We start from the raw sequence: 18,614 nt of genomic DNA, 5'->3' as shown, positions 1-18,614 counted from the left end.
CGCCTCGATGGACCGATTGGTCTATAAGGTTCGATGGCATCCGCCTGCCCTTGAAGGAGCTTCCCGCGTGGACCTGTCCCGTCGCACCCTCGGAAAAGTTGCCGTCGCCACCGGAGCGGCCGCTGCGGTCGGGACGGTGGTGGCGCGATCGGCCGACGCCGCCACCTGGAAGGTGACCGGTACGGCGGTGCCGGCGCTGGCCGGGTTCGACAACCAGATGAAGACGTTCATGCAGGCCCGTGGGGTGACGGCGGGCCAGCTCGCCGTGACGTACAAGGGTCGCCTGGTACTTGCCCGCGGCTACAGCACCAGCGAGTCCGTGGCTGTGCAGCCGACCTCGCTGTTCCGGATCGCGAGCCTGTCCAAGTCGTTGACCGCGGCAGCGATCCTGCGGCTCGAGCAGGACGGCAAGCTGAAGCTGGGCTCGAAGGTCGTCGACATCCTCGGCATCACCGCACCGGTCGACCCACGCTGGTCGAACATCACGCTGTGGCGGCTGCTGCAGCACCTCGGCGGCTGGGACAGCACCGTCTCCGGTGACCCGAACTTCAAGGACGCCACGATCTCGCAGGCGCTCGGTGTTCCGATGGAGCTCAAGCACGCCGACGTCATCAAGTACATGACCAGCCAGAAGCTGGACGTCGCACCGGGCACGAAGTACGCGTACTCGAACTTCGGCTACCTGCTCGCAGGCCGGGTGATCGAGAAGGTGTCCGGGTTGACCTACGAGGCTTACGTGCAGCAGAAGCTGCTCGCGCCGTTGAAGATCAAGCGGATGGCGCTCGGCTGGAGCATCGCCAAGCACACCGGCGAGATGACGTACCAGTCGCAGTACACGGGCCGGACTGTGCTCGACGGTTCGGGCGCGACGGTGGCAGCGCCGTACGGGGCCTTCAGCATGCGGACGCAGGACGCCAACGGGGGCTGGATCGCGAGCGCTCCGGACCTGGTTCGCTGGGCGAAGATGTTCGACGCGCCGAGCGCCGTACTGAACAGCACCTCGCTCGGTCGCGTCTGGGCCAAGCCGGAGATCGGCATCGATCCGGCCGGCTGGTACTACGGTCTCGGCTGGCAGGTCCGTCCGGTCACCACCGGCGGCACCGGTCGCAACACCTGGCACACCGGCAGCCTGCCCGGTACGTCGACCCTGCTGGTCCGCACGTACAACGGCATGAGCTGGGCGGTGCTGTTCAACCGGCGCGACGACGCGTCCGGCAAGTCGTACGGCGACATCGACGCGGCGATGTGGACCGCCGCCAACGGCGTCCGCACGTGGCCGGCCAACGACCTCTTCCCGCAGTACTTCAGCTAGAACATCAACGACTTGAAGTGCGGAGTGATGACCTCCGCCTCACCCGCCATGGCGGTCAGGACGTCGCGCATGCTGTCGATAGCCTGATCGCCGAAGCGGGTGCGTAGCTTGCGCTCGTAGGCCTGGTGGTACTTGCGGGCGGTCTTGAGCGCCGCCTCGCCGCGGCCGGTCAGGTACAGCAGGCGAACGCGGGCGTCGGACGGGTCGGGGCGGCGTTCGACGTACCCGCGGCGCTCCATGTCGTCGGCGAGCTGGCTGGCGCCCTGTTTGGTGATCTCCAGCCGCTCCGCCATCGCGCTGATCGTCGCCGGCCCGTCGCCGAGCGTGCGCAGCACGAACCCGTCCGACTTGCCCTGGTCGGTGAAGCCCTGCTCGGCCGTGGCCGCGCGCAGGCCGCGGACGAACTCCTGGTCGGCCAGCAGCAGCAGAATTCCGAAATCGAGGTTGCGGGATGCCGTCATAGGCCCCATGATAGTCAAGTCAGCTTGGTCAAGCTGGATTGACTAAATATCGGAGGGGATTTCATGCCAGTCGTTCGTGCGGCCGACGCGCCGAAGATGCAGGCGCCAGGACTCGAGTTCACCGTGCAGGCCGCCCCGAGCCTCGGCTCGCCCAGCGTCTGCACCTGGCGGCTTCGCGTCGACCCGGGCTTCCAGGTCGACGCACCGCACACCCTGGATGCCGACGAGGTCTTCGTTGTTCTCAGTGGCGAGGTTCAGATCACCCCGGACGGCGAGAAGCTCACCGCTGGTGATTCCCTGATCGTCCCGGCCGGTGAGCCGATCGGCATCACCAACCTGGGCGAGGGGCACGCCGAGATCCAGGTCGTCATCACCGCCGGCTTCACCGGCACCATGGCTGACGGCACCACCGTCCAGCCGCCCTGGTCCCGATGAGCGCCATCTGGCCGCCGGTCTCTCCCGCCGGCGGCCGGACGGGTTAAGTTGAGCTGACCGCGTTGCCGAGTGGGAGGACTGTGTGATGCCGGAGATCGTGGAACTGGCGGAGCGGCCGTACGTCGCACTGCGAGGGACGGTGCCGATGGACGGCATCAGTGCGTTCGCGGACCGGATGCACGAGGTGATCGGCTGGCTGGCGGCGCGCGAGATCGCGCCGAACGACGCCCCGTTCTTCCGGTACGAGCAGATCGACATGGACGCGGGTCTCGTGATGGAGATCGGCTTCCCGGTGGACGACGTCCACGCCGGTGAGGGTGAGATCGTCACTGGAGTGCTTCCGGCTGGGCGGTACGCCACTGCGACCCACCACGGTCACCCGGAAGGCCTCATGAACGCTACCCGCGAGTTGCTGGAGTGGGCTGAGGCAGAGGGCCTTGAGTGGGACGTCGACGGTGACAAGTGGGCATCCCGGTTGGAGATCTACCGGTCCGACCCGCGTGAGGTCCCGGACATGGCGGACTGGGACACCGAGCTGCAGTTCAAGCTCAAGTAGGTGCCCACAGTTCTCGCAGGTGCCGGCCGGCTCGCCCCGGAGCGCATCCGGCACGTCGCCTCACCCCTGATCGAGCTCGGCTGCGCACTCCACGTGCTGGCCGAGCCCCGGCACCACAGTCGGGTGGACTGGGCTGCCGACGTACCGCTGTCTCCTGCGCTGCGTGCAGAGCTGGCGCAGTGGACGTGGACAGTGCGCGCAGTGCGCGCACGCTTCTTCGCAACCACGTCAGCGACCGGAGTCCCTTCGTGGGCTGACGAAATGGCCGCACTGCGTGCCCGTGCTGCTGAGGACATTGCTGCTGAGCTAGTGCGCCCGCTGCGCGGCCGTCCGTTGAGTAGTCGCGAGGTCGACATCGACGCCGTACGGCATTGGTCGCGGAGTCGTGGTCGCGACATCGCCTCCCTCGTCGAGGCGTTGCTGGACTCACCTGCCGAGCCGGTACGCCGCTTCCTCGACCTGCTGGACGATTGCTGGTCTACGTGGTTCCACGCGGTGTGGGAGTCGTCGCGTGACGCACTGGCCGCCCGTGGCCGCCAGGACCGTGACCTCGCCGTACGAGACGGCGTACTGGCGATGCTGCAGTCGCTGGACAGTTCTATTGCTGTCCGCGACCACGACAGCGCCGTCGTACAGAAGGTGCAGAACAAGCGCATCGACCTGACTGACCGTTCCCTGCTGCTTGTCCCCAGCAACCACATCGCCCCGCACCTCTTCCTCGGCGAGATCCCCGGCGCACCGCTCACCGTCATCTACCCCGCCACCGGCCGCGGCCCCGCCGTCCCCACCGCCCAAGAAATCAAGGCCCGCCTAGAAGCACTGGCCGCCCCCGACCGCCTCCAAGTCTGCCGAGCCGTAGCTAGCGAACCCCGCACCGCCGGCGAAATCGCCGCCCTCTGGAACCTCCACCCCACCCAAGTAACCCGCCACCTCAAAGCCCTCACCCGAGCCAACCTCGTCACCGCCGAACGCCAAGGCCGCTTCGTCACCTACCACCTCAACGAACCCACCTTCCAGTCCCTAGGCGCCCACCTCCTCACGCTGATCCTCAGGTAGGCCTTCGCGGCTCAGTACTTCACTCGGAAGTTGCCGACGAGGGTGACCTGGTTGTTGTCGGGGTCGGTGATCGGGCAGAGGCGGACGCCTTTGTTGGCTTCGGTGATCTCGCCGGTCGTCACGCCGAGTTCGTGGAGTTCGCGGACGCCTTCGTCGAGGTCTGAGACGGCGAGGTTGAGGAGGCTGTGGCCGGCTCGCTCGGGGTCTTCGGTGACCTGGACCCAGCCGTTGGGGGTGACCTGCCATTCGATCAGGCTCGGCATCGGGTTGTTGTCGGGTTCGCGGCCGAAGAGCCTGGTGTACCAAGCCCTGCTGGTCTCGATGTTGCTAACGGCAACAACTGACAGGACATGCTCGACGTGCGCCATGATCATGCCTCCTTGAACTCGTTGGTGAGGGCATCGAGTTGTTGCGCCGTGCCTTGCTCGCGCCACTCGGGCTTCTCCTGGCCGGGGACGTACATGCCGTGCTCGGTGAGCACCAGCACGGTCTCGTCGCCTTCGGACTGGAACTCGACGCTGGTGACGGAGGCGGTCGACAGTACGTCGCCTGTCCGCAACGTCGACGTGGTGACGATGCGCTCGTTCGGGACGATTTCGGCGTACCGGGCTTCGTAGGTCAGCGGGCGTCCTTCGCCGTCGGCGCCTTTGACGGTCTCGAGGCCGCCGACCGTGAAGTCCTGCGAATGCTCGGCTCCCGAAGCCATCCAGCGCTTGCGCGCCTCCGGCTGCGCCCACGCCTCGAACACTCGCTCAACCGGCACCGGGTACCGCCGTTCGAGCGTGAAGGTCGAATGCGTTACTCCCATGATCAGTTTCCCTTCAGATAGTCGTCGAGCTGATCGAGTCGCCGTTCCCACTCGGTGCGCTGACCGGACAGCCAGCGCTCGGCGTCGCGCAGCGTCTGCGGTTCGACCCGGCAACTGCGGACGCGACCAACCTTCTCCGTGACGATCACACCCGCGTCCTCGAGCACCTTCAGGTGCTGCATCACCGCCGGCAGCGACATCGCCAACGGCTCCGCCAGCTCCTTCACCGCCGCCGGCCCGCGCACCAGCCGCTCCACGATCGCCCGCCGCGACGGATCAGCCAGCGCATGAAACACGCGACCGACCACATCGACCCCAGAATGGTTAGGCATGTACTTAACTATCAGAGCGGAGCTCGAGAAAGTCAAGTAGTTGGTTAACCGTTGGGCTTGAGGAGGGTGCGGAGAGCTCGGGCGGCGGTGAAGCCGGCTCGGTTGGCGCCGATGGTGCTGGCGGAGGGGCCGTAGCCGACGAGGTGCACCCGCGGGTCGAGGACGGTTGCTGTGCCGTCCATGCGGATGCCGCCGGAGGGTTCGCGGAGGTGGAGGGGGGAGAGGTGGGCGAGGTCGGCGCGGAAGCCGGTGGCCCAGAGGATGGTGTCTATGTGTTGGTGGTGGCCGTCGGGCCAGGTGGGGCCGTCTTTGGTGAGGTGGTCGAACATGGGGAGGCGGGTGTAGACGCCGCGGTCCCAGGCGGGTTGTTCTTGGGGGCGGAGGTGCAGGCCGGTGACGCTGACGACGCTGCGGGGTGGGAGGCCGGCGCGGACGCGTTCTTCGACTTTGGCGACGACCTGGCGGCCGAGTTCGGGGCCGAACTCTTCGCCGGTGTGCCACTCCGGTGGGCGGCGGGTCACCCAGGTGGTGGTGGCGACTTCGGAGATCTCTGCGAGGAGCTGTACGGCGGATGCGCCGCCGCCGACCACGAGCACCTGCTGACCGACCAGCTCCGCAGCGCCGCGATAGTCAGCGGTGTGCAACTGCCGGCCGGCAAACGTCTCGATGCCCGGGTACCACGGGATGAACGGCCGGTTCCACGTGCCCGTTGCGTTCACCAGCGCCGCGGTCCGGTACGTCGACTGGTCCGTCACCACCTCGAATCCACCGTCGATCCGCCGCACCGTCTCCACTGCCACCGGCCGCACCACCGGCAGCCCGAACCGCTTCTCGTACGACGCGAAATACGACGGCACAAACTCATTGGCCCGCTCGGAACCAGCACTCGAGGGCACCGGTACGCCGGGCAGGTTCGCGATCCCGTGGACGTCGTGCATGGTGAGCGAGTCCCACCGGTGCTGCCACGCGCCGCCCGGCTCCGGATTCCGGTCCAGTACGACGACCTCCTCGTACGGCGTGAATCCCAGCCGCACGAGGTGGTAGGCGGCCGACAACCCCGCCTGGCCCGCGCCGATCACCACTACCTGAAGCACACCAGCCACAACACCGGCCCGGCGACGCATCTTCCCGCCGGGCCGGCGGGCTGGGTCACTCCTCGACGATCAGACGGTCGATCTTCTCGTGGTAGCGCTGGCCGCTCTTGCCGCCGACGACCGCGGCCAGCAGGGTGAGGACGAGCAGTGCCACCCCGGCGATCACGCCGCCGGTGGCCATTGCTTCGGTGGACAGTGCGATGTCAGGACGCTGTACGTCGCCCAGCCAGTCGTACTGGCTGTTCAGCAGCGCGCCGGCGCCGGCGGCGAGGATGGCGACCAGAATCGCGATCAGCCACACCCCGAAGCCGTTGCGGGCGCCGTCGAAGCGCGCCAGCCGGCCGGCGACGTACCCGCCGCTGTAGAACGCGACGGTGATCACTGCGATCCCCATGACGGAGGCGGTGAGGCCTGCGGCGGCCGGGGCGGCTTCGGCATCACCGCGGTTGTAGTCCAGGATCTCGGCGGTCAGCAGTGCCACTGCGGAGACCGCGGCGGAGAGCAGAACCGACATGGCGATCGCGATCAGCCAGCCGAAGAAGGCCGCGCCGAACTTGAATCCCCGATAGACCAGCAGCGCCGCGTCGGCGGCCGGTACGCGATCCGGTGCGGCGGCCACAGGCCGGTCCGGGGCGGTGGTCACGTTGCTCATCGTTCCGTTCTCCTCACAGTGAGCTTGATGCGACCAGTACCCTCCCGGCTCGGTGCTGACACCAGTAGCCGACTGGATTTAACCGGGATAGCGACGTGGCGTGAAAACAAGCGATCCGGCCGGACGAGCGACAGCGCGTGTCTGTGACGAACCGATGAGCAGCAGGCAACGCATGTCGACAGTATTCGGGTCCAGCTCACCCAGAGTGGTGACAGTGATGGTTTCCGCCGCGCCACCGACGTCACGCCCCACAACGACCGGTGTGTCCGCAGAGCGGTGTTCCAGCAGCAGGTCCCGCGTTGCGGCCACCTGCCACGTGCGGGACTTCGAAGCGGGGTTGTAGATCGCGATCGCCAAGTCCGCAGCCGCTGCAGCAGCCAGTCGTTGTGCGATGACGTCCCACGGCTTGAGCCGGTCTGACAGCGACAGCACGCAGTAGTCGTGTCCCAGCGGCGCACCGACTCGACTGGCCACAGCCTGTGCCGCAGTCATCCCCGGCAACACCCGTACGGCGATGTCCGCGTACTCCGGCTCGGAAGCGACCTCCGTGACCGCACTGGCCATGGCGAACACTCCCGGATCACCGGACGAGACCACAACCACCGCTGATCCCTTGCGCGCCAGGTCGAGCGCGAACGCGGCCCGCTCCGACTCCACCCGGTTGTCCGACCCGTGCTTGCGCTGTCGAGCGCGGTCCGGCAGCCGATCGACGTACGGGCCGTAGCCGATCAGATCGTCGGCCCCGGCGATCGCCGCGCGTACCTCAGGCGTCATCCACTCCGGCCCAGCCGGGCCGAGCCCGACGACCGTCACCGAGCCCTCGTGCACCACGCGGGGAGACGGCGTACTGAACGTGTTGTTGATCGGGCTGGGCAGCAGCGCCAGCGAGAAGTATGGAACCGCGTCCGGATCGACCTCGGACAGCGGTGCGATGCGCTGCTCGGAGGTAGTAGCGCGTTCGACGTACCAGGCCTCGTCAGCGCGACCAGCCAGCTCGAAAGCCTCGCGTACGTTGCTGAAAGTGCGCCCCAGCTTCATCACCGCGGCAGCGTCGGTGTTCCGCAGCCGCTCCGCGAGCACGTCCGGCGGCAGTGTCCCCGGCAGCACAGTGAGGATCTCGTCGCGCTCACACAACGGTCGTCCCAGTACGGCGGCCGCCCCACTCACCGAAGTCACTCCCGGAACCACCTCACACGGGTACCGGTCAGCCAGCCGCTTGTGCATGTGCATGTAGGACCCGTAGAACAACGGATCGCCCTCAGCCAGTACGACGACGTCCCGCCCCGCGTCGAGATGCGCAGCGAGCCGAGCTGCGCACTCGGCGTAGAACTCGTCCATGGCGCCCTGGTAGCCGCCAGGGTGGTCGGTGGTCTCGGTCGTGAGCGGATAGACCAGGTGTTCCTCGATCTGTCCGTCCCGGAGGTACGGCGCGGCGACCGAGCGCGCGATGCTCCGCCCGTGCCGTGCACTGTGGAACGCGATCACGTCCGCAGCACCGATCAGGCGAGCAGCCTTGACCGTAACGAGTTCGGGGTCACCCGGTCCGAGTCCTACGCCCCACAGCTGTCCGGTCACTCTTCCTCGCTCGCAATCGCGTTGATGGCGGCGGCGGTGATCGCACTGCCACCGCGGCGGCCGCGCACCACCAGGTACTCCAGGCCGAGCGTGTTCGCGGCCAGCGCTTCTTTGGACTCGGCAGCACCGATGAACCCGACCGGAATCCCCAGTACGGCGGCCGGCCGCGGACCGCCCGCCGCGATCACCTCGAGCAGCCGGAACAAGGTGGTGGGTGCGTTGCCCACCGCGACGACCGCACCGGCCAGGTGCTCGGCCCACAGATCCACTGCGGCTGCGCTCCGCGTCGTTCCCAGCTGGGCGGCCAGTTCTGGCACGCCAGGGGAGCTCAGGGTGCAGATGACCTCGTTGTCGGTCGGCAGCCGGCGCCGAGTGATACCGGCAGCGACCATCTGGGCGTCACACAGGATCGGTGCGCCGTCCTGCAGCGCGGCCCGCGCGTTCTTGACCACGTTGGGCGACCAGGCCAGGTCGGCGACCAGATCGGTCATGCCGCAGGCGTGGATCATCCGGACCGCGACCTGGGCGACGTCCGCCGGCAGGTGGTCGAGGGCGGCCTCGGACCGGATCGTCGCGAACGACCGCCGGTAGATCTCCGCGCCGTCGCGCACGTACTCGAACCCGCTCACCACTTCTCCTTCACCGCACCGTCGACCAGATACCCGTTGCCGACGGCAAGTATGTCGACAAAACCACCCGCCGGTTTCCCGCACCGGCGCTCACAGCCCGACCAGTGCACCCGCCGGCCGTCCCGGACCAGCTCCGGCACGATCCGCTGGGCGTCGCCGCGGACATCGGCCAGCGCCTTCGCACATCCGGGGCGGCCCGCACACGCTGTCACACCGTTCCAGATGGAGTCAGGAGTTGTGATCAACCCGACAGCCTCCAACGGCTCGGTAGCGACCGTGGGAAGGACTACTGATCGCCAGGGCGTCACTCGGACCCACTCGGCGACCTCAGCCAGCATCAGGGCCTGTTCCGGGGTCAGACTCCCCAGTGGAACGGTGACTGCCAGTGCCGGGCCGTGCGGCCCAGCCTCCACCGGCGCACCGGCTGTCGGCAGCTCATCAGTCGCCTGCAGCCCGAGCCTTTCCAGAATCCGCTCGGAGCCGTCCGCCACCTCAGCAATCCGCCACTCGGCAGAGTCCCGCACCTCGAGAAACGCAGAAGCGACCGCCAGCATCACTTCGACCGAAGAACTCCAGTCGACGCGGACACTGCGCGTACCAAGGCTCAGCAGCGCTTCACGCGAGTCGATCGCCTGGACCAGCACGTCTGCACCGGACGCGACCAGATCACCGGAGCCGTTGTCCAGTGCGAACAAGAACCGCCCCGGCAGCTCTGCCAGTCCGGGGCGCGCGCACAGAGCCCGGTCCAACGCGGTGGCGACCGGCAACACGTCGTACCGGCTGTCGAGACCGGACAGCGGGGAGGCGAGGATGTTGCGGACACGCTCGTGCGTCAGCGAGGGCAGCAGCCCAGCCTGGAAGAGGCGGTCCGACAGCTCTCGCGGTCCATCCGGTCGCAGGGCGCGGATCTGCACGTTGCCACGGGAGGTGAGCTCCAGCCGTCCGTCGCCGAGATCCAATGACGCTGACCGCAGTACGTCGAGCTGCGTCACGCTCAGCAACCCACCGGGCACCCGGACCCGGGCCAGACCTCCGTCAGCCGCCTGGTGCACTGCCAGCACACCAGGGCATCTGTCCGTCGAAGTCCGCACCACACCGTGATGCTACGTGGCAGCCTGCTGTGTCCTGGACCACGTCACGGCTCCAACCGTCAGTACGGCGCACAGCCCGCCCAAGACCATTGCGGTCGGCACTGACCACGCATCGACCACCAGGCCGCCCAGCAAGGCACCGATCGACAACACCGCCTGGAACGACGAGGTGAACAGGACGGTCGCCGCCTCCCGCGCCTGCGGAGCCGCCGCGGCGAACATGGTCATCGTGCAGACCGGTACGCCGCCGTACCCGAGGCCCCACACCACCAGCAGTGCAACGATTCCCGGCGTACTGGCTGCGAAGAGGGGGAGCAGGAGCATCGCTGCGGCCATCAAACCGGCGCAGGTGGCGAAGGTCAGCCGGAGGTTCCGGGCGGCCGTCGTACCGGCGATGAGGTTGCCGGCCAGCCCGGCGACGCCGTAGACGAGTAGAAGCAGGCTGATCTGGTCGGAGTGCACGACAGGGCGCAGGAACGGCGTCACATAGGTGTACGCCATGAAGTGGCCGGTCACGATCAGACAGGTGGCCAGCAGTGCGCGGTTGCTGCCCCGGAGCGCGCCACGCAGGACGGAAAGCCGGGTGACCTGCAGTGGCGGCAGCGGAGGCACCGTCACCCAAAGAGCAACCATCACGACCAGCGACAGCCCACCGAGTGCGGCGAACGACGCCCGCCAGCCCGGCAGCTCACCCAGAAAGGTCCCGCCCGGTACGCCGAGCACCGTGCCGAGCGGAACCGCCGAGAAGATCACTGCGGTCGCGCGGGCTGTCCACTGCGCAGGGACGAGTCGACCGGCCAGACCGGCGCCGATCGACCAGAAGCCGCCGATGGTGAGGCCGACCAAAACCCGGGCGAGCAGTTCGAGCTCGTACGACGGAGCAGCGGCTGCGAGGACGCCGGCCACGGCGAGCAGTCCCATCAGGGCGCACAGCATCAGCCGGCGGTTGAGTCGCGCCGTGGTGACCGTGACGACCGGCGCGGCGACGGCAGCCACCAGACCGGGCATCGTCATCAGCAGGCCCGTCCGGCCCGGGGTCAGCCCGAAGTCGGCGCCGATCGGGGTGAGCAGACCGACCGGCAGGATCTCGGTGGTGACGATGGTGAAGATGCCCAGCGTCACCGCGGCCACGCCAAGCCGATGGTTGGCCTGCGTTCGCGTCGTCTGCAGTGTCATGACGTCGAGCCAACCGGGAACGACCACGTCACACTGGCGGATTTGCGACACCCCGATCACGATGTCGCGTTCTCGCTATGGCTAGTCTGCCCGCATGCAGATCGTGGTGATCGGTATCGGTGCAGGCGATCCGGAGCAGCTCACGCTGCAGGCGGTGGCCGCGTTGCAACGGGTCGATGTGTTCTTCGTGCTGGACAAGGGCGACGTCAAGCAGGAGCTGGTCGACCTGCGGACGGAGATCCTGCAACGGCACGCCTCCGACTACCAGGTGGTCGTCGGCCGCGACCCCGAGCGGGACCGGTCGACCACGGCGTACGTCGAGGCCGTCGACGACTGGCGGCGACGCCGGGCGGACGTGTGCGCGGAGCTGATCGCAGCGAACCTCGGTGCGGACCAGGTGGGCGCTTTCCTGGTCTGGGGCGACCCGTCGCTTTACGACAGCACGCTGGCGATCCTGGACGACATCCTGGCCCGCGGTGAGCTCTCGTTCGAGATCGAGGTGATCCCTGGCATCAGCAGTGTCTCCACGCTGGCTGCCCGGCACCGCGTCCCGCTGAACCAGGTGGGACGTCCGGTTCAGATCACCACCGGCCGCCGGCTGGCCAAGGAGTGGCCGGACGGTGTGGACGATGTGGTGGTGATGCTCGACGCCCAGACCGCCTTCACTGCGCACCTCGACCAGGACGCGACCATCTACTGGGGCGCCTACCTCGGTACGCCGGACGAGCTGCTGATCGCCGGTCCGGTGCACGAGGTGGCGGCGGAGATCGAGAAGGTGCGTGCCGAGGCCCGCGAGCGCAAGGGCTGGATCATGGACACCTATCTGCTGCGGCGCCCCTAGACCAAAGGTGGTGGTGCCTTGGCCGTCCGGCCGAAGCACCAGTGCGCTACCCCGGCGCAAGCTGCGGGCATGACGAAGAAACTCTTGGCGCTGCTGAGTGCAGCGATGCTCCCACTGGCAATACCGGGCCCGGCGGCCGCGACGGACGTCGTACGGACGGATGCGGGACTCGTTCGGAGCAAGACCGTCGGACAGGCCCGCGTCTTCGACGGCATCCCGTACGCCGCGCCACCGGTCGGCGTACTGCGCTGGAAGGCTCCGCAGCCGGTGCAGCCGTGGACCGGCGTCCGTGAGTCGAAGCTGGGCAGCCCCTGTGCGCAGCAAGCCAACCCCGAAGTGCCTGACGGCTCGACGTCCGAGGATTGCCTCTTTCTCAACGTCACCACGCCGGCCAAGGCATCGCCCAAGCCACGGGCAGTCATGGTGTGGATTCCCGGTGGCGGGTTCTTCCAGGGCGCCGGCAACAGCTACGAGGCGTCGAAGCTCGCCAGTCGCGGCGATGTGGTCGTGGTGACGGTCAACTACCGGCTGGGCATCTTCGGCTTCTTCGGCTACCCGGGACTGCCTGGCTCGGGCACGTTCGGGCTGCAGGACCAGCAGGCCGCGCTGCGGTGGGTGCAGCGCAACGCGCGGGCCTTCGGGGGAGACCCGGGCAACGTGACGGTGGCTGGGGAGTCTGCCGGTGGCATGAGCGTCTGCGCGCAGCTCACCTCGCCGACGTCGGCCGGGCTGTTCAGCAAGGCGACCATGCAGAGCGGCTCGTGTGCGTTCAACTGGGCCCAGAACAGCCAGTACCCCCAGCAGGCCGCCGGTTCGCCCTGGATTCCGGTCCGCGACGTCGAGGCGACCGGAAAGGACTGGGCGGCGAGTCAGAAGGCCAAGCTGAACTGCCGGCTCACCATCGACTGCCTCCGGCGCCTGGATCCCGACGTACTGGTCGAGGACACCTTGCAGTTCACCCAGCTCGCGTACGGCGGCAGCGCCGTACTGCCGTTGAGTCCGGCAACGGCGTTACGCGCCGGCCTGTTCCACCGGGTGCCGATCATGTCCGGCAACAACCACGACGAGTCCACTGGGTGGCTCGCGGCATTCGGAGAGATCACGGACTACCCGAAGCTCGTCACCGACATGGTCGGCGCCAAGCAGGCACCGAAGGTCCTGCGGGAGTACCCGCTGAGCCGCTACGAGTCCCCAGCGGCCGCCTGGGCTTCCGTCACCACCGACCGGATCTGGTCGTGCACGCAGGTCGCTTCTGATCAGCAGGCGGCTCGCAAAGTGCCCGTCTACGCCTACGAGTTCGCCGACAAATACTCGCCGATCAGCCAGCCCGGCCAAGGCGCCTCCCATGCTGCTGAGCTCCCGTACCTGTTCCGCCTCGGTAACTACGACTGGCCGCTCTCCGAGACCCAGCAACAGTTGTCGAACCAGATGATCGACTACTGGACGTCGTTCGTCCGCACGGGTAACCCGAACGGCCCCGACCGGCCGCAGTGGTCGCCGACCGGTCAGGGGGAGGTCAAGGGAATCTCACTGGCTCCGACGGACCAGTCCGGCATCCAGCCGGTCAATCTGAGCAGCGAGCATCACTGCGCGTTCTGGGCCGGCCTCACGCGCTCCACGAGCCGCATCACCAGCGGCGACAGCGTCAGCAACAACAACGCGTAGAAGGTCACGCCCGGTACCAAGGCCGCCAGCAGGAAGGCGAGCAGGGTCAGCCCGGTCAGCAGATAGGAGTTGGTGAGCTCCCGCGCGCTGACCGGGTTGGCCGGGTTCTCGAGCTTGTCGTGGCCGTGGACCATCCGGGTCAGCCAGGTCTGGGTGATGCTGAGTACCAGGATCACCCCGGTGTAGAGGCCGGCGGTGAACTGGCTGCTCTCGTAGGCGCCGACGATCTGGGTCGGGAACGGCAGGAACACGATCGCCAGCAACCAGAGCAGGTTCACGAGCATCATCGGCGCGGTGTAGGCGCGGACATGGGCGAAGACCCGGTGGTGCCCGAGCCAGAAGCTCGAGATCACCACGAAACTCAGCAGGAACGTGAAGATCTGCGACTTGTGCTCGGTCACCACGTGGACGGCGTTCTGGTCGTGCGCCGCCGACTCGGTGACAACGTCGACCAGCGGCAGGATCAGCAGCGTGACCGCGATGGCGACCACTGCGTCGGTGAACAGGATCAGGCGGTCCGGGCTGTTTGTGTCACTCACGGCGGTCACCCTAGTGCGCTCAGGTGTCGGGCAGCGAGAACATCGACCAAGTGATCCGGTCCTTGCCGGGCGCGGCCTGCAGGTAGGGCTCGATCAGAGCCTTGATCCCCTCGCGGAGGGAGTCCAGGTCGGCGGAGTCCACATACAGCGACGCCTGGCTGTAGCCGAACTGCTCGAGTCTGCTGTCGAGGTCGCCGCGCTCGACCAGCCGATCGAAGTCGGCGGTCAGTTGCGTGAGCAGCAGCAGGAGGCCACGCCGGTGCTGATCCGGCGTCATCGCGCGTGCCTCGTCCACCTCGATCCGGGCGCTGGTCGTGGCCTGATCGAGAGTGAGCGTGCGTTCGATCGCGCCGCGAACCCGTCGCTCGCGAACGACGGTCAGGATTCCGCCCTCGATCAGGGCGGCCACGTGCCGGTACAGCGTCGTGGCCGGGATATCGGGCAGATCGTGCTTCAGGTCGGTGGTGGTCACCTCGCGGCCGAGCACCCGCTGGACGACGCGCCAGCGGATCGGATGCAGCAGCAGGTCGGCCATCGGAGTGGTCGGTGGCGTTGAGGGTTCGGTCATGGTCTACCCCTATTGATTCCAAGTATGGGAATAATACTCTTAGTGGAACCAATCGCCCTCGACCGAGGAGTCTGCCGTGTCGAACCACCAGCAGCCCGATCGTCCGAACACCTCCGGAATCTCGCGGCGCACCATGCTCGCCGCGGCCGCCGTCGCCGTACCAGCTAGTGCTCTGGCTGCCTCGCCAGCCTCCGCTGCCCCAGTCGCCACCAAACCGTCCCGTACGACGCCGGCCGCGGTCGGGCGGCTGTTCGACAAGATCGAGGCCGGGATGGCGAAGTACGCGATCCCTGGGGCCGGCCTGGGCGTCTGGTACCGCGGCCGTGAGTACGTCCGCGGTTTCGGTGTCACGAGCGTCGACAACCCGTCTCCGGTGACCGCCGACACCGTCTTCCGGATCGGCTCCACCAGTAAGACCTTCACCGCGACGGTGATCATGCAGCTGGTCGAGCGCGGGTTGGTGCACCTGGACCGGCCGGTCCGCGCCTACCTGCCCGACTTCGCCACCGCCGACCCCACAGTCGGGCCGCGGGTCACTGTCCGGCAGTTGCTGAACCACACCGCCGGCTGGCGGGGTGACACCTTCGTCGACACCGGTGATGGTGACGATGCACTGGCCCGGTACGTCGCAGCGCTGTCCGCGGCGCCGCAGCTGACTCCGGTCGGCAAGGTGTTCGCGTACAACAACGCGGCGATCGGCGTGGCCGGCCGGATCATCGAAGTCGTCACCGGCAAGCCGTACGAGACCGCTGCCCGGCAGATGCTGATCGACCCGCTCGGACTGGCGCATAGCCGGTTCTTCCGCAGTGAACTGGGCGGATTCAGCGTCGCCGCGTCGCACAACGTCGTCGACGGGAAGGCTGTCGTCGAGCCGGCGTTCGACGCGATGCCGCGCAGTCTGCACTCGTTCGGCGGTCTGATCTCCAGTGCGCACGACCAGTTGCGCTATGCGCGATTCCAGCTCGGCCACCACGGATTCCCGCGGTTGTTGCGCGACCGGACCCGCGTGGCGATGCAGTCCAACCCCGGGCCGGGCGGCACGCTCTTCGTCGAGCTGGACGGCGTCGGCGTCGGCTGGATGATCCGGCCGACCGCTGAGGGCGTGAAGGTGATCCAGCACGGTGGTGACTGGTCCGGCCAGCACTCTGGCTTCCTGATGGTGCCGAAGCGCGACTTCGCGCTCACAGTGCTGACGAACTCGGAGAGCGGTCCGGCGCTCACGGCCGAGCTGTTCGCCGACGACTGGGCGCTGGCCGAGTTGGCCGGCGTACACAACCTGCCCGCCGTGCAGCGTCCGCTGACACCGCGGCAGCTCGCGCCGTACGAGGGCCGCTACGTCGCCAGCCAGGTCGGCGTCGACGGAGTGGAGAGCTCGTTCGCGCTCGACCTGACGGGCGACCACGGTCAGCTCCTGGCTTCGGTCGAAGGGCAGCCGGCCCTCCGCTTCGGCTTCTACCGTCGCGACTATGTGCTGTCGCTCGGGCTCGACGGCACCCCGGACCACGTCCGCGCGAACTTCGTCCCCGGGCACGATGGCAGGCCCGCCTTCCTCCGGTACGGCGGCCGCCTGTACCGCCGGCAGACCACGGCGGCCCGGAGCGCTGCGAACCGGGCTGCTGCGACCCGGCCGCTCACGAGTTTCGCCGCACTGACGTCTCCCGTCCGCTGACCAGGAGCAGCAGGTCCTGAGCGGTGCCGGTGACCACTTCACCGGCACCGTAGGACCAGTCCAGGTCGGTAGCACGCAGTTGGGTGCCGGACAGGTCCACACCGAAGTACTTGATGTGTTTGGCCTGTACACCGCCCAGAACGACCTGCAGCCGCTCCAGCGGTACTCGACGACCGATGCCCAGCGCAACGGTCATGTCGAGGCCGTGGATGACGTCATGGGACAACGCGCCCTCGTAGCCGCCGCCCGGCGGCTGCCACGGGTGGTTGGTGTTGTCCCGCAGACACTCGAGCAGCTCGGCGTTGCTCAACGCCGCGGTGTCGGCGCGTGCCGCACGCTCGGAGAACTTGTTGAAGCGGCCACCTGCCTTCGCGATCCCGAGCAGCACGCGGGCAGTGGAGTAGCGGTACGGCATGGTGATGTGGGCGACCACCTCACGCACCCGCCAGCCGCTACACAGACTTGGCTTGTCCCAGTCCTCGGCGGACAGCCCGGCCAGTAGCTCGACCAGGTCGGTACGTTCGGCGGCAACGAGCTCTCGAATCTCTGTCATACCTGACCGACGAACAGCTCAGCTCTGGACGGACACCTCGGCCAGCCGCCGCTCCAAGTACCTCCGGTCGGCATCTGTGGTGGCCAGCGCGACGGCCTGTCGGTACGCCGTCACCGCGTCCGTACGGCGGCCGAGCCGGCGCAGGAAGTCAGCCCTGGCGGCTGGGAGCAGGTGGTACCCGGCCAGCGACCCTGCGGCGAGCCGATCGACCAGAGCGAGTCCAACCGCGGGCCCATCAGCCATACCGATCGCGACAGCTCGATTGAGCGCGACCACTGGAGTCTGGGGGAGCTGTGCGTACAGAGCTGCGATCTGCGGCCAGTCCGTATCGGCCGCAGTCCGAGCGGTCGCATGGCACGCAGCAATGGCGGCCTGCACTTGATAGGGACCCGGACTGCGTCGCTGAAGCGTGCGGTCGAGTAGTTGCTCGGCCTCCGCAATCAGCTCGCAGTTCCATCGCGTCCGGTCCTGCTCATCCAGTGTGACGAGAACGCCGTCGGGGGAGAGGCGCGTCTCCCGACGAGAGTCGTGGAAGAGCATCAGTGCGAGCAGTCCCGCAGCCTCTGGCTCATCCGGCATCAGCTCAACGAGCAGTCTGGTGAGCCGGATGCCCTCCTCACTCAGAGTGCTCCGCGTGACATCGGAGTACCCCTCGTTGAACAGCAGGTACAGCACCGCGAGTACGGCGGGAGTCCGCTCGGGCAGCAGATGCGCCGGAGGAACGCGGTACGGGATTCCGGCGTGCTGGATCTTCCGCTTGGCTCGGGTGAGCCGCTTGGACATGGTCGGTTCGCCGACCAGGAACGCTCGCGCGATTTCCGTCGTACTGAGTCCGGCGAGCGTGCGCAGCGTCAACGCGACCCGCGCCTCCATCGCCAGCGCCGGATGGCAACAGGTGAACATCAACCGCAGCCGATCGTCCGGTACGTCGTACGCGGGGGCGTCGGGCTCGTACATCATCGCAGCGACCTCCTGAAGCTTGGCGGCTCCGACTGCCTCGCGACGGATCCAGTCGATCGCGCGGTTGCGCGCAGTGGTCGTCAGCCATGCACCCGGCCGGTCCGGCACGCCGTCGCGCGGCCAGCGCTCGAGAGCGGCGGCGCACGCCTCCTGCGCGCACTCCTCGGCCAGCTCCCAGTCCCCGGTCATCCGGATCAGCGTGGCGACCACCTGGCCCCACTCCGCCCGGAAGACGTCGGCGTACGTCACAACACCGGACGGATCTCGATCGTGCCGTAGGTCGCCGCGGGGTGCTTGGCGGCGATCTCGATCGCCTCGTCCAGGTCGGCGCACTCGATCAGCACGAAGCCGCCGATCTGCTCCTTGGTCTCGGCGAACGGCCCGTCGGTGAGCAGGAGCTCCTGCTCACGCACCCGCACCGACGTCGCCTCGTTCGGCGGGTACAGACCGGCGCCGCCGATCACCACGCCGCGCGCTTCCATCTCCTCCGACCAGCCGCCGCAACCGTCGTTCGCGTGCTCTGCGGCGCTCTCGTCACCGGCAATCATCAGCAGGTACTTCACAGTCGTCCCTCCGACTTCCCAGTGCCAACAACAGGCCCTAACAGTTCACCGACGAACACGCTCTGCGGAAACAGACACG

Annotated in this window: 22 protein-coding genes; 7 read left to right on the top strand and 15 right to left on the bottom strand. The window is 67.8% G+C overall.

Going from position 1 to position 18,614, the window contains the following annotated elements; translation table 11 throughout:
- Nucleotides 1–67 precede the first annotated feature (67 nt).
- A complete protein-coding gene (locus ABZS29_RS33770; protein WP_355468256.1) occupies nucleotides 68–1,312 on the top strand; it encodes a serine hydrolase domain-containing protein in 1,245 nt (414 codons plus the stop codon).
- On the opposite strand, the gene ABZS29_RS33765 is transcribed toward ABZS29_RS33770, so the two are convergent.
- Complete coding sequence (locus ABZS29_RS33765; RefSeq protein ID WP_355468254.1) at nucleotides 1,309–1,773, bottom strand: MarR family transcriptional regulator; 465 nt, start codon at nucleotides 1,771–1,773, stop codon at nucleotides 1,309–1,311. The two genes, ABZS29_RS33770 and ABZS29_RS33765, sit on opposite strands and share 4 nt — an antisense overlap.
- Before the next feature lie 63 nt (nucleotides 1,774–1,836).
- Between ABZS29_RS33765 and ABZS29_RS33760 the strand changes: the two genes are divergently transcribed.
- From ABZS29_RS33760 to ABZS29_RS33750, 3 genes are all read left to right on the top strand, one after another.
- Entirely contained in the window at nucleotides 1,837–2,208 is a 372-nt protein-coding gene (locus tag ABZS29_RS33760; RefSeq protein ID WP_355468252.1) for a cupin domain-containing protein, read from the top strand.
- Nucleotides 2,209–2,293: 85 nt separating this feature from the next.
- Nucleotides 2,294–2,764 (top strand): GyrI-like domain-containing protein, encoded by a 471-nt coding sequence (locus ABZS29_RS33755; RefSeq protein ID WP_355468250.1) that lies wholly within the window; start codon nucleotides 2,294–2,296, stop codon nucleotides 2,762–2,764.
- Nucleotides 2,765–3,820 carry a DUF5937 family protein gene (locus ABZS29_RS33750; RefSeq protein ID WP_355468248.1) on the top strand — a complete coding sequence of 352 codons (1,056 nt, stop codon included), beginning with the start codon at nucleotides 2,765–2,767 and terminating at the stop codon, nucleotides 3,818–3,820.
- 11 nt (nucleotides 3,821–3,831) lie between these two features.
- On the opposite strand, the gene ABZS29_RS33745 is transcribed toward ABZS29_RS33750, so the two are convergent.
- From ABZS29_RS33745 to ABZS29_RS33705, 9 genes are all read right to left on the bottom strand, one after another.
- Entirely contained in the window at nucleotides 3,832–4,188 is a 357-nt protein-coding gene (locus ABZS29_RS33745) for a VOC family protein (RefSeq protein ID WP_355468246.1), read from the bottom strand.
- Between the two features lie 2 nt (nucleotides 4,189–4,190).
- Nucleotides 4,191–4,628 (bottom strand): SRPBCC family protein, encoded by a 438-nt coding sequence (locus ABZS29_RS33740; protein WP_355468244.1) that lies wholly within the window; start codon nucleotides 4,626–4,628, stop codon nucleotides 4,191–4,193.
- Nucleotides 4,629–4,630: 2 nt separating this feature from the next.
- Nucleotides 4,631–4,960, bottom strand: coding sequence for a metalloregulator ArsR/SmtB family transcription factor (locus ABZS29_RS33735; protein WP_355468242.1), 330 nt, complete (start codon nucleotides 4,958–4,960; stop codon nucleotides 4,631–4,633).
- Between the two features lie 44 nt (nucleotides 4,961–5,004).
- Complete coding sequence (locus tag ABZS29_RS33730) at nucleotides 5,005–6,054, bottom strand: FAD-dependent oxidoreductase (protein ID WP_355468240.1); 1,050 nt, start codon at nucleotides 6,052–6,054, stop codon at nucleotides 5,005–5,007.
- Between the two features lie 55 nt (nucleotides 6,055–6,109).
- Nucleotides 6,110–6,706, bottom strand: a complete 597-nt coding sequence (locus ABZS29_RS33725) for a hypothetical protein (RefSeq protein ID WP_355468238.1) — start codon at nucleotides 6,704–6,706, stop codon at nucleotides 6,110–6,112.
- Nucleotides 6,707–6,784: 78 nt separating this feature from the next.
- Nucleotides 6,785–8,281 (bottom strand): precorrin-2 C(20)-methyltransferase, encoded by a 1,497-nt coding sequence (locus ABZS29_RS33720; protein WP_355468237.1) that lies wholly within the window; start codon nucleotides 8,279–8,281, stop codon nucleotides 6,785–6,787.
- Nucleotides 8,278–8,913 carry a precorrin-8X methylmutase gene (locus tag ABZS29_RS33715; protein ID WP_355468235.1) on the bottom strand — a complete coding sequence of 212 codons (636 nt, stop codon included), beginning with the start codon at nucleotides 8,911–8,913 and terminating at the stop codon, nucleotides 8,278–8,280. The genes ABZS29_RS33720 and ABZS29_RS33715 overlap by 4 nt, the downstream gene beginning before the upstream one ends.
- Nucleotides 8,907–9,971, bottom strand: a complete 1,065-nt coding sequence (locus tag ABZS29_RS33710) for a precorrin-3B synthase (protein WP_355468233.1) — start codon at nucleotides 9,969–9,971, stop codon at nucleotides 8,907–8,909. The genes ABZS29_RS33715 and ABZS29_RS33710 overlap by 7 nt, the downstream gene beginning before the upstream one ends.
- A 42-nt stretch (nucleotides 9,972–10,013) precedes the next feature.
- Nucleotides 10,014–11,177: an MFS transporter gene (locus ABZS29_RS33705; protein WP_355468231.1), complete on the bottom strand. Its 1,164-nt coding sequence runs from the start codon at nucleotides 11,175–11,177 to the stop codon at nucleotides 10,014–10,016.
- 94 nt (nucleotides 11,178–11,271) lie between these two features.
- Here ABZS29_RS33705 and cobF point away from each other — a divergent pair, with 94 nt between their 5' ends.
- Nucleotides 11,272–12,018: a precorrin-6A synthase (deacetylating) gene (gene cobF, locus ABZS29_RS33700; RefSeq protein ID WP_355468229.1), complete on the top strand. Its 747-nt coding sequence runs from the start codon at nucleotides 11,272–11,274 to the stop codon at nucleotides 12,016–12,018.
- Nucleotides 12,019–12,087: 69 nt separating this feature from the next.
- The gene (locus ABZS29_RS33695; protein ID WP_355468227.1) at nucleotides 12,088–13,683 is read left to right on the top strand and encodes a carboxylesterase family protein; all 1,596 of its coding nucleotides are present in this window, start codon (nucleotides 12,088–12,090) and stop codon (nucleotides 13,681–13,683) included.
- Here the strand turns inward: ABZS29_RS33695 and ABZS29_RS33690 are convergent.
- The gene (locus ABZS29_RS33690) at nucleotides 13,602–14,222 is read right to left on the bottom strand and encodes a TMEM175 family protein (protein ID WP_355468225.1); all 621 of its coding nucleotides are present in this window, start codon (nucleotides 14,220–14,222) and stop codon (nucleotides 13,602–13,604) included. The two genes, ABZS29_RS33695 and ABZS29_RS33690, sit on opposite strands and share 82 nt — an antisense overlap.
- A 19-nt stretch (nucleotides 14,223–14,241) precedes the next feature.
- Nucleotides 14,242–14,790 (bottom strand): helix-turn-helix domain-containing protein, encoded by a 549-nt coding sequence (locus ABZS29_RS33685; protein WP_355468224.1) that lies wholly within the window; start codon nucleotides 14,788–14,790, stop codon nucleotides 14,242–14,244.
- A gap of 76 nt (nucleotides 14,791–14,866) precedes the next feature.
- Between ABZS29_RS33685 and ABZS29_RS33680 the strand changes: the two genes are divergently transcribed.
- Nucleotides 14,867–16,459, top strand: coding sequence for a serine hydrolase domain-containing protein (locus tag ABZS29_RS33680; RefSeq protein ID WP_355468222.1), 1,593 nt, complete (start codon nucleotides 14,867–14,869; stop codon nucleotides 16,457–16,459).
- Here the strand turns inward: ABZS29_RS33680 and ABZS29_RS33675 are convergent.
- Genes ABZS29_RS33675 through ABZS29_RS33665 form a run of 3 tightly spaced genes read right to left on the bottom strand, consistent with a single transcriptional unit; the run spans nucleotide 16,422 to nucleotide 18,535 of the window.
- Nucleotides 16,422–17,012: a maleylpyruvate isomerase family mycothiol-dependent enzyme gene (locus tag ABZS29_RS33675; RefSeq protein ID WP_355468220.1), complete on the bottom strand. Its 591-nt coding sequence runs from the start codon at nucleotides 17,010–17,012 to the stop codon at nucleotides 16,422–16,424. The two genes, ABZS29_RS33680 and ABZS29_RS33675, sit on opposite strands and share 38 nt — an antisense overlap.
- A gap of 18 nt (nucleotides 17,013–17,030) precedes the next feature.
- Nucleotides 17,031–18,221, bottom strand: coding sequence for an RNA polymerase sigma factor (locus ABZS29_RS33670; protein WP_355468218.1), 1,191 nt, complete (start codon nucleotides 18,219–18,221; stop codon nucleotides 17,031–17,033).
- Nucleotides 18,218–18,535: a YciI family protein gene (locus ABZS29_RS33665; protein WP_355468216.1), complete on the bottom strand. Its 318-nt coding sequence runs from the start codon at nucleotides 18,533–18,535 to the stop codon at nucleotides 18,218–18,220. The genes ABZS29_RS33670 and ABZS29_RS33665 overlap by 4 nt, the downstream gene beginning before the upstream one ends.
- Nucleotides 18,536–18,614: the final 79 nt, after the last annotated feature.

Origin of the sequence: Kribbella sp. NPDC005582 (genome assembly GCF_040605415.1) — a bacterium.
Classification (GTDB): domain Bacteria; phylum Actinomycetota; class Actinomycetes; order Propionibacteriales; family Kribbellaceae; genus Kribbella.
This window is presented reverse-complemented; position numbering and strand designations above follow the sequence as displayed.

Excerpts from the sequence above, each read along its gene's own strand:
- ABZS29_RS33765 (WP_355468254.1), bottom strand. The coding sequence starts at position 1,773 with ATGACGGCATCCCGCAACCTCGATTTCGGAATTCTGCTGCTGCTGGCC.
- ABZS29_RS33760 (WP_355468252.1), top strand. The coding sequence starts at position 1,837 with ATGCCAGTCGTTCGTGCGGCCGACGCGCCGAAGATGCAGGCGCCAGGA.
- ABZS29_RS33755 (WP_355468250.1), top strand. The coding sequence starts at position 2,294 with ATGCCGGAGATCGTGGAACTGGCGGAGCGGCCGTACGTCGCACTGCGA.
- ABZS29_RS33745 (WP_355468246.1), bottom strand. The coding sequence starts at position 4,188 with ATGGCGCACGTCGAGCATGTCCTGTCAGTTGTTGCCGTTAGCAACATC.
- ABZS29_RS33740 (WP_355468244.1), bottom strand. The coding sequence starts at position 4,628 with ATGGGAGTAACGCATTCGACCTTCACGCTCGAACGGCGGTACCCGGTG.
- ABZS29_RS33735 (WP_355468242.1), bottom strand. The coding sequence starts at position 4,960 with ATGCCTAACCATTCTGGGGTCGATGTGGTCGGTCGCGTGTTTCATGCG.
- ABZS29_RS33725 (WP_355468238.1), bottom strand. The coding sequence starts at position 6,706 with ATGAGCAACGTGACCACCGCCCCGGACCGGCCTGTGGCCGCCGCACCG.
- ABZS29_RS33705 (WP_355468231.1), bottom strand. The coding sequence starts at position 11,177 with ATGACACTGCAGACGACGCGAACGCAGGCCAACCATCGGCTTGGCGTG.
- cobF (WP_355468229.1), top strand. The coding sequence starts at position 11,272 with ATGCAGATCGTGGTGATCGGTATCGGTGCAGGCGATCCGGAGCAGCTC.
- ABZS29_RS33695 (WP_355468227.1), top strand. The coding sequence starts at position 12,088 with ATGACGAAGAAACTCTTGGCGCTGCTGAGTGCAGCGATGCTCCCACTG.
- ABZS29_RS33685 (WP_355468224.1), bottom strand. The coding sequence starts at position 14,790 with ATGACCGAACCCTCAACGCCACCGACCACTCCGATGGCCGACCTGCTG.
- ABZS29_RS33675 (WP_355468220.1), bottom strand. The coding sequence starts at position 17,012 with ATGACAGAGATTCGAGAGCTCGTTGCCGCCGAACGTACCGACCTGGTC.